14 protein-coding genes and 1 pseudogene are annotated in these 13,607 nt (G+C 43.2%); 10 read left to right on the top strand and 5 right to left on the bottom strand.

The features are described from left to right. Window positions 1-30 precede the first annotated feature (30 nt). The 5 genes from D829_RS0109050 to D829_RS0109030 all read left to right on the top strand — a co-directional run bounded on the left by D829_RS0109050 (window position 31) and on the right by D829_RS0109030 (window position 3,494). Entirely contained in the window at window positions 31-1,059 is a 1,029-nt protein-coding gene (locus D829_RS0109050; protein WP_017688557.1) for an ABC transporter substrate-binding protein, read from the top strand. 186 nt (window positions 1,060-1,245) lie between these two features. Next, window positions 1,246-1,671 (top strand): MarR family transcriptional regulator, encoded by a 426-nt coding sequence (locus D829_RS0109045; RefSeq protein ID WP_017688556.1) that lies wholly within the window; start codon window positions 1,246-1,248, stop codon window positions 1,669-1,671. A 137-nt stretch (window positions 1,672-1,808) separates the two neighbouring features. Then, window positions 1,809-1,964 (top strand): hypothetical protein, encoded by a 156-nt coding sequence (locus D829_RS33665; RefSeq protein WP_017688555.1) that lies wholly within the window; start codon window positions 1,809-1,811, stop codon window positions 1,962-1,964. Between the two features lie 51 nt (window positions 1,965-2,015). After that, window positions 2,016-2,360: a rhodanese-like domain-containing protein gene (locus tag D829_RS0109035; RefSeq protein ID WP_017688554.1), complete on the top strand. Its 345-nt coding sequence runs from the start codon at window positions 2,016-2,018 to the stop codon at window positions 2,358-2,360. A gap of 111 nt (window positions 2,361-2,471) precedes the next feature. After that, on the top strand, window positions 2,472-3,494 hold the full coding sequence (locus D829_RS0109030) for an NADH:flavin oxidoreductase/NADH oxidase (RefSeq protein WP_017688553.1): 1,023 nt from the start codon (window positions 2,472-2,474) through the stop codon (window positions 3,492-3,494). Between the two features lie 134 nt (window positions 3,495-3,628). Here the strand turns inward: D829_RS0109030 and D829_RS0109025 are convergent, their stop codons facing one another. After that, window positions 3,629-4,552 (bottom strand): AraC family transcriptional regulator, encoded by a 924-nt coding sequence (locus tag D829_RS0109025; RefSeq protein ID WP_017688552.1) that lies wholly within the window; start codon window positions 4,550-4,552, stop codon window positions 3,629-3,631. 286 nt (window positions 4,553-4,838) lie between these two features. Here D829_RS0109025 and D829_RS0109020 point away from each other — a divergent pair, with 286 nt between their 5' ends. Further along, complete coding sequence (locus D829_RS0109020) at window positions 4,839-5,417, top strand: TetR/AcrR family transcriptional regulator (RefSeq protein WP_017688551.1); 579 nt, start codon at window positions 4,839-4,841, stop codon at window positions 5,415-5,417. A gap of 155 nt (window positions 5,418-5,572) precedes the next feature. Here D829_RS0109020 and D829_RS0109015 read toward each other — a convergent pair whose 3' ends face one another. Beyond that, complete coding sequence (locus tag D829_RS0109015; protein WP_017688550.1) at window positions 5,573-5,986, bottom strand: MerR family transcriptional regulator; 414 nt, start codon at window positions 5,984-5,986, stop codon at window positions 5,573-5,575. Window positions 5,987-6,177: 191 nt separating this feature from the next. Here D829_RS0109015 and D829_RS0109010 point away from each other — a divergent pair, with 191 nt between their 5' ends. The 3 genes from D829_RS0109010 to D829_RS0109000 all read left to right on the top strand — a co-directional run bounded on the left by D829_RS0109010 (window position 6,178) and on the right by D829_RS0109000 (window position 8,380). After that, window positions 6,178-7,218, top strand: coding sequence for an NAD(P)-dependent alcohol dehydrogenase (locus D829_RS0109010; RefSeq protein ID WP_017688549.1), 1,041 nt, complete (start codon window positions 6,178-6,180; stop codon window positions 7,216-7,218). Window positions 7,219-7,405: 187 nt separating this feature from the next. Beyond that, window positions 7,406-7,879: an HIT family protein gene (locus tag D829_RS0109005; RefSeq protein ID WP_017688548.1), complete on the top strand. Its 474-nt coding sequence runs from the start codon at window positions 7,406-7,408 to the stop codon at window positions 7,877-7,879. 129 nt (window positions 7,880-8,008) lie between these two features. Beyond that, the gene (locus D829_RS0109000) at window positions 8,009-8,380 is read left to right on the top strand and encodes an iron chaperone (RefSeq protein ID WP_017688547.1); all 372 of its coding nucleotides are present in this window, start codon (window positions 8,009-8,011) and stop codon (window positions 8,378-8,380) included. 75 nt (window positions 8,381-8,455) lie between these two features. Here D829_RS0109000 and D829_RS30730 read toward each other — a convergent pair. The 3 genes and pseudogenes from D829_RS30730 to D829_RS0108985 all read right to left on the bottom strand — a co-directional run. Further along, window positions 8,456-9,196, bottom strand: a pseudogene (locus D829_RS30730) (aldo/keto reductase); the annotation flags it as partial. Between the two features lie 137 nt (window positions 9,197-9,333). Next, window positions 9,334-10,212 carry an NmrA family NAD(P)-binding protein gene (locus D829_RS0108990; RefSeq protein WP_017688545.1) on the bottom strand — a complete coding sequence of 293 codons (879 nt, stop codon included), beginning with the start codon at window positions 10,210-10,212 and terminating at the stop codon, window positions 9,334-9,336. Window positions 10,213-10,358: 146 nt separating this feature from the next. Beyond that, entirely contained in the window at window positions 10,359-10,676 is a 318-nt protein-coding gene (locus D829_RS0108985) for a helix-turn-helix domain-containing protein (protein WP_017688544.1), read from the bottom strand. 360 nt (window positions 10,677-11,036) lie between these two features. Between D829_RS0108985 and helD the strand changes: the two genes are divergently transcribed. Further along, on the top strand, window positions 11,037-13,457 hold the full coding sequence (helD, locus tag D829_RS0108980) for an RNA polymerase recycling motor HelD (RefSeq protein WP_017688543.1): 2,421 nt from the start codon (window positions 11,037-11,039) through the stop codon (window positions 13,455-13,457). The last annotated feature ends 150 nt before the right edge of the window (window positions 13,458-13,607 follow it).

The following is a 13,607-nucleotide window of genomic DNA, read 5'->3' as shown; positions in this document are numbered from 1 at the left end:
TATCAATATCAACGAAAAGGTGGGTTTATTTTGCGTAAACAGATAAAATCAATATGGATCATGATGGCACTTATCTTGCTGATTGTACTTAGTGCATGTGGTCAGTCTGCGACGACCAATAGTACAAACGGGGACAGCACGAATGCGGCTACGGAGACAGAAACCAAGACGGACTCGGATTCAGCTTCTTCCGCTGAATCAACGGCAACTGCCGAAGAGGAACTTGTTACATATCAATCGGATGCAGGCGAAGTACAGGTACCGAAGAATCCTAAGCGTATTATTGATTTGACATCATTTTCGACAGGCTACTTTGTTGCCCTGGATGCACCGGTAGTCGGCGCTTTATCAGGAGCGATGAACAACAAATATATCAAGGATCAACTTGCAGCAGCGGGCACCAGTGATCTGGGTCAAGAGCCTACACCAGAGAAACTAATCAGTTTAAAACCTGACTTATTTATCGTGTACACTGGAACAGAGGGCATCGACAAGCTGGAGCAGATTGCGCCTGTTGTACAGATTGCATATGGTAAGCGCAATTTCAAGGATCTAATGCTTGAAATGGGTAAGCTCACCAATAGAGAAGACGCAGCGAAAGCTTGGAATGCTAAATGGGAAGCGAAGATCAACGAACTGAAGCCCAAGGTTCAGGAAGCTGTAGGCGATCGTACCGTTTCCATACTGAATCCATACGCCAAAGGATTATTTGTATTCGGTCATAACTATGGTCGAGGCGGTGAGATTATTTACGGGGAGTTTGATCTCAAGGCACCAGCCAAGGCCCAAGCTGAAGCGATTGACAGCGGAACTGGATGGGCTTCGATCTCCATGGAACTATTACCGGAGTATGCGGGGGATATCATCTTCACCAGCCCGTGGTCGGGAGATACAACCGATCCCAAGATCGTATATGATAATACCTTGTGGGAGAACTTGCCTGCGGTGAAGGCAAATCATGTGTTCCAGCTTGATCCGACTTCAGACTCGTACAACGATCCGTTAACATTGGAAGGTCAGCTGCAATTTATTTCCGATAGCCTGCTTACCGCGAAGTAAGATTAGACTGCATAAATGGTAACACTGGAGCATTTCCAAACGTCGTTACAAGACGGGGAAATGCTCTTCTTATGAGCTTAGAATGTTATATACGTCGAACTTGGATGGATTTTGACCAATGTAATTAAGCTTGATACAATAGGATAACAGCTGATGAACATTAAATATCAAGTGGGGTGATCTAGATTGCAGCAAAAGAGTGAACGTTTGAATGTTTGGTTGGCTTTCTCTAACATTCATACCCATCTGAACGAGAAGCTGGAACAAGCTCTGCTTCAACAATATGACTTATCTTTGAAGGAATTTTATGTGTTAAACTTCATATATAATGCGGAGGGTAAGGAATTACGCCTACAGCAACTTCAAGAGCTAGTAGGGTTGAGCCAAAGTGCTACTTCCAGGCTCGTCGTTAGGATGGAAGCCAAAGACTGTGGGGCTCTGGAAAGACATGCATGTGAAGATGACCGACGTGGCATATACACTCGTATTACGGAGCTTGGAGAGAATAAATACAAGAAAGCACTTCAAACGTTTAATCAGGTCTTGCAAACTGAATTGGAACAGGATGGATTTGAGACTCGATTAGAGAACCTCACTAAAGAATTGTTCTAAGGCTAGGGTGAATATAGGGTAATGTAGTCATTTACCCTATAAGAAGACTTGACACTCATTAATATATCCGTTAAATTAAATGCATGCGCATGAATTTAATATGGATGCGGTGATTTTGTATAAAGGAGGTATTGAACATGAAGGTCTTCGTTGTAGGATCAAATGGACAGATTGCTCGTGAAGATGTAGCTCATGTAATTTTGGCCAGTTTGAGTGAGAAGAATACCTACAAGCGTTCATTTGATCTAATCGCTGGTAAGGATACAATATCTGAGGCATTGAGTGGGCTCTGATCCGAAACAAAATTTTCAACGATATCAGATGAGTTAAGAGAGGGCTATACAATGATTATGTTGATGCTTTTGACCTTCATATTAGGTATCTTCATCGTTGTACGTCAATTTTGGCCAGTACGCAATCTTGAATATATAGATTATCAAGTATTTCTCAGACAAGAGCGTGATTTTCGGCAGTATAAAGTGATTGATATTCGAGATGCGACGGATTATATGGCTAATCCTACTCCGGATACGATTAACATCTCATTGGGGCGTCTTGCTTTCACATGGGAAAAATACCTTCTTCGAGAAGATAACGTAATTATAATGTCACCTGGTATGCTTCAATCCAAAAAGGCGGTTCGTATTTTGCGAAAGCATGGATTTGAATGTCTTTATGTGATGAAGTAAAAGATATATGTGAGTTCTAAATCATACGGAGTTATTAATTGTAGGCATTTATTCGATGCTTGCGCATGCATTTTATTATTCATGATTCATGAAAAGGGGAGTTTTATTTTGATGACAGATTTGTTTAGTCCATATTCTTTTAAAAGCCTAGAGCTTAAAAACCGTGTTGTAATGGCTCCAATGTGCCAATATTCAGTTGAGCAAAAAGATGGTATTGCAACCGATTGGCATTATATGCACTACGTTAGTCGTGCTGTGGGAGGAACAGGTCTCATTATCATTGAAATGACAGATGTGGAACCGGATGGCCGGATCTCAGATTATGATCTTGGGTTATGGTCAGATGAACAGATCCCAGCTCTGAAGCGGATCGTAGATGCGTGTCACAGTTATGGGGCCAAGGTTGGCATTCAGATTGCTCATGCGGGCCGCAAAGCAGAAGATGCCGAAGTTCCAGTTGCTCCATCCGCGATCGCCTTTGATGAGAATTCCAAGCAACCTCGAGCGCTTACAACGGACGAAGTAAAAGGAATGGTTGAAAAATTCCGGAGTGCTGTAGCGCGTGCTGTGAAAGCTGGTTTTGATGCGATTGAGCTTCATGGCGCACATGGATATCTGATTCATCAGTTCCATTCTCCACTAACAAACAAGCGAGAAGACGAATATGGTCAAGATTTAACGTTATTTGGCCGGGAGATCATTCAGGCTGCAAAGGCAGAGTTGCCCGAGGATATGCCCTTGATGATGCGTATTTCAGCCAAAGAATACGTCGAAGGTGGCTATGGCATTAACGAAAGTTCCGAGTTTGCCAAGGCTTATAAAGAGGCAGGCGTTGACGTATTTGACATCTCATCTGGTGGCGAGGGACCTATTGCTGCATGGGGCAGACCAGGAACTCACGCAGCTTATCAAGTACCTCTCGCTAAAGCAATCAAAGAAGCTCTTAATGTGCCTGTGATTGCTGTTGGAAGGCTGGACGACCCGAAATTGGCAAATGCAGTCATCGGAAATGAAGAAGCTGATCTCGTTGCAGTTGGCAGAGGGCTGTTAAGAAATCCTTACTGGGCCTTGGAAGCTGCGACTGTTTTGCGCAAGACAACGGACGTTCCAAAACAATATACGACTGGTTTTTAATGTATTACTGATTTAACGATTAATGATCTTCATTAATCCTTGCATAAGGGAAGGACTCCGACTGGCAAAACAGAAGGAGTCCTTTTTGGGATTAAACTAAACGATGTAAAGGAACGATACTAGCCAGTAACCAGTCAAGAGATGGTAGTTGTTTCATCGGCTCTGCCTCTCAAGCGTTTAATATCTTCTCTGGGCGGAAATCCGAACATGCGAGAATATTCACGGCTGAATTGGGAAGGGCTCTCGTAACCTACCTGAAAAGCTACATCTGCTGCATCGGTGGACTTGGATAATAACAAGCGGCGAGCTTCTTGTAGTCTAAGTTGTTTTTGAAACTGAATTGGGCTCATGGCAGTCACTTCTTTAAAGTGTCTGTGCAGCGAGGCAGTACTCATATTTGCCAAATCCGCCAGATCCTCAACCCGAAAATTTTGCTCAGAGTGATTCATAATATATTCAATAACGTCTCTGATTCGATAGGTATGGCTGCCCTCCATGGTAGCTTGTTCCAGGGCAATCCCATGAGGACCTTTCAGAACTTTATAGAGAATTTCTTTGTTGAACAAAGGTGCGAGTAGTGGGATATCTTCCGAATGATCTTCCAACAAACGGGTTAACCTGACGACTGCATCCAGCAGAGACGGTTCAGCTTGGCTGACAAACATGGCACGTCTCGTCGTTTTTCGCGGTCTTGCTGGGAAATCGGAATGGTTCAATACCTCCAGAATCTCACTGGATGTGAATTCAAGTTTCAGAGCCAGATAGGGAGCCTCAGACGAGGCTTGAATCACTTGTCCACTAACCGGCAAGTCAACGGTTGCCACGATATAACTTCCTGGACCATACCGGAAACGATCCTGTCCCAGCGGGACTTCTTTCTCACCCTGAACGATAATGCAGAAGGATGGTTCATTCACTCTAAATATAGGTTCAGTAACGACCGATTCACGGATTAGAAATAATGAAGGGATTGCCGTGGGATGCACCCCGTCCTTGTCAGAAGAACGGTCAATGAGTGTGGCTAATTCGTTTTGTTGTTCGTGTATTTGATCAGACATGCAAAGTTCTCCTTTTTTCCTCACAACATAATAATCACATTCTATCGTATATTGACCGAAGGCGATAGAAAACAGATAGGAATAGGCAAACATTTGATGTGAATGGATAAGACATTCTGATTGCTGGTTACATAATCACAAGTACACAGGTCATGATATACAACAAGTACAGAAGATATACACTTACGGTTCAGCTAATACATGATAAGAGAATGAAAAGGGTATCTGCATCTTTTATTTACTGATCGTTCCCGATGTGTTAGATTGATTTTGGGAGGGAAGTCGAATGGCTAGAAGTAAAGAGTTTGAAGTGAACGAAGTATTGGATAAAGCAATGAAGATCTTCTGGGAACAAGGTTACGAGAAAACGTCGATGAGTGACCTGGTTGAGCATATGGGAATTCATCGCAGAAGTATATATGATACATTTGACGACAAACATTCGCTGTTTTTGCAGGCAATGGATCGTTACAGAGGTAAGGTCAGCACCACATTACTTGCAGAAATCAAGGCATCCAAGACGGCAGTGGAAGCACTGCATAAAATTTTCGATGTTATGATCAGTGAAGCAGAGGAGACACCATCGGGTTGTTTGATCGTGAACTCGGCTGTGGAACTAGGCACACGTGATCAGGAAGTGGACAACCGATCTCTTGAATCGTTTAACGAAGCTGAGCGAATGTTCGAGCAGATTATTCAATGGGGGCAGCGGGAGGGAGAATTATCTTCTGATCATGATGCGAAGGAAATGGCAGAGTACCTGCACAATATTTCTGTCGGCATCAGAGCCATGGCAAGAACCTCGACGGATAAGAAAAAATTAAACCGGATTATGAATGTATCAATGCAACTTTTGGAAAAATGACACGGGTATCTCTACATGTAATAGAATGAGCATTCCTGAATGGCTACTCAATATGGTGAGCAGAGACGTACCACAAAAAGTAGCTTGAAATCCGTTAGAGGACTTCAAGCTACTTTTTTTGTTCGCTAAATTTTTAGAATAGAAAGCATGAACCATCAATTGGTGATGGCATTTTCCATCGGTTTAATTTTGTGAATCTCTTCGGTCCCAGCCTCCAAAGCTGTTTCGTAGTAGGAGCGTTTGTGCTCGATGACTTCCATGGTTCTTCTTAGTTCCTCCATTTGTGCTTCCACAATAGCTTTTCGCTCCGTAAACATGTCATATCTTTGCTTCAGCGAGGAGTCCCCCTCAGAGCACCATTCAATAAAGTCCTTAATGTCTTTAATAGGCATGCCGGTCAGCTTCAGACATTGGATGATCTTTAAAAAGTCAATGTCGGAGTCTTTGAACAAACGTGTTCCGCTTGTGGTTCGTTCTACAAAAGGCATGAGTCCTTCTTTGTCGTAGTAACGCAATGTATATACCGTAAGGTCTAATTTTTTGGCAACTTCACCGATTGAATAGGTCATTTTGAATGAATTCCTTTCTACTGGGGGTAGACTTCGAGTTAACTCTAGGATGATCCGAGTGAATTCTAACATGTTGGATTACTGGATGTCAAAGTACGTTGGAGATAAAAAAATAAGATAAACATTTGACCTAGAGTTAACTAGAGGGGGTAAGATTATTTTGAACTTTAAATTACTAGGAGGTTATACCATTGATTATAGCTAAAGCCAGAGCCGTTGACGGACCAGACCAACAATTCAGAAGTGCTGAAATTAAACGACGTGATCTGGATACCAATGATGTATTAATCGAGATTAAATATGCCGGTATCTGCCATTCTGACATCCATACTGCCCACGGTGAATGGGGACCTGTGAATTATCCACTCGTTCCTGGACACGAAATTGCCGGAATAGTGACTGATGTAGGAACTGGGGTCTCCAAATACAAGGTCGGTGACCGAGTAGGGGTCGGATGTATGGTTGACTCCTGTGGTGAATGTGATAACTGCCGCAAAGGGGAAGAGCAATACTGTCTCAAAGGAAATATCCCCACTTATGCTGGGGTAGACAAATACGGTGAGCCTACGCAAGGTGGATATTCAACTCACATTGTTGTCGTAGAGGATTTTATTGTTCGCATCCCTGATAACATTGCACTTGATGCTGCTGCACCTTTGCTCTGTGCCGGTATTACGACATATTCGCCACTGCATCACTGGGGAGCTGGCCCAGGTAAGAAAGTTGCCGTTGTAGGTATGGGTGGTCTTGGTCATATGGCTGTCAAAATTGCCCATGCGATGGGTGCCGAAGTAACGGTTCTTTCCCAATCCTTGAGCAAAAAAGAAGATGGACTGCAATTTGGCGCAGATCACTACTTTGCCACAAGCGAACCGGAAACATTCGAGAAACTTGCAGGCACATTTGATCTGATGATTAACACAGTAAGTGCGAATATTGATATTAACGCTTATTTCTCACTGCTCACGCTGGATGGTACACTCGTGAACGTGGGTGCTCCTCCAGAGCCTTTAGCTGTTAACGTATTCTCTCTCATCGGTCATCGTCGTTCATTCGCAGGTTCCATGATTGGTGGCATTCGTGAGACGCAGGAAATGCTTGATTTCTGTGCAGAACATGATATTGCACCTAATATTGAGGTCATCTCTGCTGACCAGATTGACGAAGCTTACAAACGTGTATTGGCTTCTGACGTGAAATATCGCTTTGTTATTGATATTAGCACTATGTAAGTGTGAACTGTGCAATAGTGATAGTTAAAGATAGAAGAAAGCAGCTGCCGCCAAGGTCAGCTGCTTTTTGCTTTTCAGTTTGTTAATTGCTGATCGTTCTACAACCCGCACTCTTATCGCAACGAACAGAAGATACCTGCGTCTAATAACTAGTTGAAGAAAACATGAAAGGAGTGGAATGAGAAAGATGAAGGCATCATTTTCACATCAGCCTGAAGGGTACGAATGTCCATTTTGTCGAATTTGGGGTATCGAGCGACCTGATCAGGGAACAAAACAAAGGGATATCATCTATCAGAATGAAAAGGTTACGGCATTTATAGCAGGCAAATGGTGGCCAAATAATAAAGGACATGTTCTTATTGTTCCGAATCAACATTTCGAGAACATCTTTGAACTCCCCGCGGAATACGCTGTTGAAATTCACCGCGCGACTCAGCTTACAGCATTTGCAATGAAAAGTACATATGGATGTGACGGAATTTCTACACGGCAACATAATGAAGCTGCTGGTAATCAAGACGTGTGGCATTATCATCTGCATGTTTATCCTAGATACGTGAATGATCAACTCTATCTGACAAATGGTTCTCAATCCGAACCAGATGAGCGCGAGCTCTATGCGGATAAGTTGCGTTCTTGGATAAAGGAAAACATCTAAAGTCTAGCAGGCTGCTCATTTTTTGTTGAGTTATCGGGCAGATAAGGGGTTTTGAATTTGATATTCATGATAGAATGAGTTTGAATGGGGCAAATTAAATAGTATATTTCATGATATAGGGGGGAATCAATGGAGACCTTTGCAGAATTTATAGCACGCATCGATAACCCGGAACATCAGGCACGAACGGAAGAAGTTTTGAACTGGGTCACTGAAAAATTTCCGAATTTAAAACAAAAAATAGCCTGGAATCAACCGATGTTTACCGACCATGAGACCTTTATTATTGGCTTTAGTGTATCGAAGCAACATTTGGCTGTTGCTCCCGAGAAGGCAGGAATTAATCGTTTTTCAGAAGAGATCACTCAGGCTGGGTATGATCACACCAAAGAGTTGGTGCGGATGAAGTGGAAACAGGAGATTGATTTTTCGTTACTTGAGAGAATGATTGAGTTCAATATAAAGGATAAGGCAGAATGTTCAACATTCTGGCGAAAATAAATCGCGATATAAAAAGAAGACCCCCAACTTCCGGATACGGAAAGAGGAGGTCTTCTATATTTTAAGCCAAATCCACTATTGAGCACCTACAACAGGGTGAGGGACATAGGGCTCTTCAAGGAATGAGACGTCTTCTGAGGTCAACTTAACAGAAAGAGCGCCTACCGCATCTTCCAGATGCGATATTTTGGTGGCACCGATAATGGGAGACGCTACAGTGTCTTTTTGCAGTAACCAGGCAAGTGCAATGTGTGTACGAGGGACACCGTATTTTTCTGCGATGGATGCAACTCGCTCAACAACAAGCCGATCCGCATCGCTAGTCGCATTGTACTTGGATTTCTGAATTTTGTCTGTCTCGGATCGCAGTGTTGATACGGACCAATCACGGGTTAACCTGCCTGAAGCAAGAGGACTGTAGGGAGTAACACCAATCTTTTCTTCCTTGCATAAAGGCAGCATTTCTCGTTCCTCTTCACGGTAGATGAGATTCAGGTGGTTTTGCATGGAGACAAACTTGGTCCAACCATTTTTCTCTGCTACATGTAATGCTTTTTGGAACTGCCAAGCAAACATGGCTGAAGCGCCAATATATCTAACTTTACCGGACTTCACCACATCATGTAAGGCTTCCATGGTTTCTTCAATAGGCGTATTGTAGTCCCAACGATGAATGATATACAGATCCACATAATCGGTTTCCAATCGTTTCAGGCTTTTATCAATCTCACTCAGGATGGCTTTTCTGGAAAGGCCAGAACCGTTGGGTCCTTTATGCATTTGTCCGTGTACTTTGGTAGCAATGACAACCTCATCCTATCAGAATCTTTGAATCTGAATCAGTTGAGCCTATTGAGGTTCTCGTATAAAAAACAAGCCATTCGTTTCTCCGTTGGAGATTCAAATGGCTTGCTCATAAATAGCAGGCGAGAGGGGATTTTAAATAAAAAATATTATTTAATCATTGTTTGATGAATCCAATCGCTTATTTTGGTTAATTTAAGATTGGCTTTGATGTTATCATCCAACTCTTGATACCGTGGAAGAAGATCTGTATGCCCATCAATCCATTGGTACAATCCTTTAAGACCTGCTGCTGTCTCACTTCCCAACAAAGGCTGAATCGCTGCTTCAAAATGATCAAAAGGTAGAGAGATGAAGCTGATCTTTTCACCTAATACAGCACTGAATTGTTCCGCTAATTGTGCACCTGTCAGGGCTTCTAATCCGGGTGCTGGGATAATGCTTCCTGCCAATTCCGAATGAGTCAAGGCATAATAGTGGAATTGAGCTGCATCGTTTAAGCTAATCCAGGAGATCGGCTTGTCTGCTGGTACCGGGTAGGCCAAAACGCCATTGTTCAGTATTCCGGGAATCAGGAAGTTTTCCAAGTATACAATGGGTTCCACAATGATATATGGAAGACCACTTTGCTGCAATTCATGGATAACTTCACGTTTCAATTCAATTCCTTTGGAATGGGTGATAGGGTCAGGAACATAGGTACCCGTGTTAACTACAATCAATTTAACGTTTGCCTGTATAGCAGCATCAATTGCATTTTTGGTATATTGTCTGATCTTATCCGGATTGAACTCCACCGGCAGGTTCAGGAATACTTTACTTACACCTTCATGCGCCGTATGGAGCTGTTCCACATCTGATAGATCCCCGATGAAAGCTTCAATGTTTTGTTCCTTTAGTGTTTTGGCTGTTGCCTCATTTCGAGTAATCGTGCGAACCTCACAACCGTGTTGAACGAGTAATTGAGCGACAGCGCCGCCTTGGGAGCCCGATGCCCCATATACTAAAAATCGATCATTCTGTGTCATAGTGGTCAATAACTTCCTTTCAATATGTGATTGGAATGAATGAGTTAACACTCAGCATTGACCTCAGCATAACGGATTTAGAATAGGAGCGTAAGTACGCACATTAATGATATAAAGTATCCCTTGGGATACTATGGGAAGGCGTTTTACATATGTTTCGATCCCCAATCACCTAGCTGAAACAAGATCGAAGTCAGGCTTTGTCCTTTTTCTGTAAGGGAATATTCGACTTTAGGCGGAACTACAGGGTGGGTAACACGGTTTATCAAACCAGCTTCTTCAAGTTCTCGTAATTGCCTGGTTAACGTGCGATGCGTAATGGGGTCAAGCATTTTCTGCAATTCATTGAATCGAATTGTTGAATGGCGGATGAGCCGATTTATAATTAATAGCTTCCATTTCCCACCAATCATATTGACTGCAAACTCAACAGGACAACGGTCCTCCACAGGTTCTATATTCATGTTTATGTATCCCTCCCAAAAGCATCAACTCATGTTTCGTTCATTTTATCGAATTTATAAAGGGGTGTATAGCTTACAGCGCATTCAGGGTATGAACCATGCCCAGGACACAAAAAAAGATGCCCTCAGTGTAGCTCAAGAGACATCTATTTAATATAAATTATTTTTCAACTCAGGCAGAACAGAAAAAAAGCATTGAACGTGAAAAAAAGCCATGATATAATCTATAGCGCAATTGACATTTATATTGAATGAAAAGGATGAATCATTATTTCCCTAATTTAATTTTACATCCGACATTCCGATTTGTCAATGCTCTTTTTTTGGTCCCAATAAATGGAAAAGGGAGTGGACTTATTCATGGATAAAACAAACGAATGGAAGTTGGAAGAGGAAAGACTAGTGCAGGTGAGGAACAAACTTCAGGCACGACTCGACGAGCTGGAGCCGAAGGTTGCAGGACTGCATGAACAGGCTGCCGAAATTCGTAAACGGTTCTGGGAAGAAGTGACGATTAATACTGCTTCGTACACGGATTTTGAAGATGCATTCTATACCATTAATCAGCAGTCCAGAGTGTTGGCCGAGAGGGAGCGCGGACACAAGCTGTTAACACAACAATGGAAAAATACAAAGAGACTGCTTCCAACGCCGTATTTTGGCCGTTTCGACTATAAGGAAAAAGGCATGACATGGACTGAACAGATCTACATCGGCGTATCATCCTTCATGGATGAAGATGGATTGAACTTTCTAATCTATGACTGGCGTACACCAATTGCGAGTCTGTACTATGATTACTCTCCCGGGCCAGCAAGTTATGACACACCTTCAGGACGAATCGACGGAAAGATGGAGCTCAAGCGTCAATTCCAGATTCAACATGGGCAACTTCATAGCATGTTTGATTCAACTGAGACGATTGGTGACGAGTTGTTGCAGCAAGTGCTCGCCAAGGGTGCAGACTCACAAATGAAGAGCATTGTAGCAACTATCCAGAAGGAACAAAACGCCATTATCCGTGATGACCGAAGCCGAATGCTTATCGTTCAGGGGGCAGCTGGCAGTGGCAAGACGTCCGCTGCGTTACAGCGAGTGGCCTACTTACTATATAAACACCGCCAGACCGTTAAAGCAGATCAGATTGTACTTTTCTCGCCGAATCCGATGTTTACCAGTTATATCTCGACCGTACTTCCGGAACTTGGCGAAGAGAACATGCAGCAGACAACTTTCCAGGAATATCTGAATTATTGGCTGGATTCCTCCGTACGACCAGAGGATGCCTTTGATCAGATTGAATATGTGCTTACAGCTCAGAATGATCCGGGATATGAAGCTCGTCTGGAGGCGATTAAGTACAAAACTTCCGAGACATTCCTGCAAGTGCTCCAAAACTACGGTAAGTGGTTAGGAAGAGAGGGGATGCGGTTTAACGGGATTCAATTTCGGGGACGTGAATTCATCACTTCGGACCGAATTAAGACTCAATTTTACAGTTTGGATCAAAATCTTACCTTGTCCAACCGTATTCTTCTTTTGCAGGAATGGTTGCTGAGAGAACTCGTTTCGCTGGAACGTCTGGAGCGGGAAGCAGACTGGGTTCAGGAGGAATTGAATTATCTGGACACGGATGAGTATGTGGAAGCTTTCCGCATGTTGCACAAAGAAAAGCCTGTGTTTGATGTGGCGGAAAAATATGCAGCCCGTGAGAACGGAAATAACAAGGCAGTGCAAGATGAGGGTGCCTTTAACTTTGCAGTGCGGGAAGAAGAGTTGCTTCGTCAGAAATTGGTGAAAGACATGTTTAAACCTTTAAGAAAGAGTGTGCGGAAATTCCAGTTCGTGGATGTGAAAGGGATATACGAACAACTATTTGTAGATGAAGCCGCTTATCGGGAACAAACGAATGGTGCAATCCCCCCACAGCACTGGCCTGAGATTTGTAAACAGACCAACGCAATGATCCTTCAGAACAAGCTGTTCCATGAGGATGCTACTCCCTATTTATATGTAAAAGAGATGATCGAAGGCGTACGGACGAACACAGAGATTCGTTATGTCTTTGTCGATGAAGGCCAGGATTATTCGGCGTTTCAATACGAATATCTCAAGAAACTGTTTCCTCGTGCCCGCATGACGGTGCTGGGGGATTTCGGGCAAGCGATCTTTATGCAGGCCACGGAGTTAGCAGCATCCAACTCGCCACTGGTTCACCTTTACGGAGAAGCTGAAACCACATTAATACGCCTGGTACGCAGTTATCGTTCAACCAGAGAGATTGTTGAATTCACGAAATGCATGCTACCAGGGGGAGAAGAGATCAGGCCGTTTGAAAGGGGAGATCAGAAGCCTCTTTTAACAAGATTGAAGGACGAAAAGCTGCGTGGTGCGCAGATTCTCGCAGACATCGCCGCGCTTAAGGCGGAGGGGTTCGATTCCATCGCTGTGATTACGAAGACCGCGGTTGAAAGCCGGAAAGCCCATGAAAGTTTACGAAGTCAAGGCGGCGAAGGGTTACAGATCATAACAAAGGACACACAGATTTTTGAAAAAGGAATCATGGTTATTCCTGTGTATCTCGCCAAAGGTGTTGAGTTCGATGCTGTCCTGGTCTATGATGCTTCACCCGTTGCTTATAGCCAAGAATATGATCGCAAGCTCCTCTATACGGCCTGCACACGGGCCATGCACCGACTTCATCTATATACAGTGAGTGACTGGTCACCGTTTGTGCAGGCGTTACCCGCGAATCTATATGACACATATGAACACGAGTAATCATTAAGCGTTAAACGGTGTTGTAAAACTTTATTGCAGATCTTATTGCAAAACAGACAATGAAAAAGACCCACGACTAAGGTGGGTCTTTCAGTCTATCATGAAGCATTTTTAAAATGCTTAAGAATTCCCTCAGATCCCTCACAACGC

It is taken from the genome of Paenibacillus sp. PAMC 26794, assembly GCF_000316035.1.
Lineage (GTDB): Bacteria > Bacillota > Bacilli > Paenibacillales > Paenibacillaceae > Paenibacillus.
Note: the sequence above shows the minus strand (reverse complement) of the source record. Positions and strands in the feature narration are given on the sequence as shown.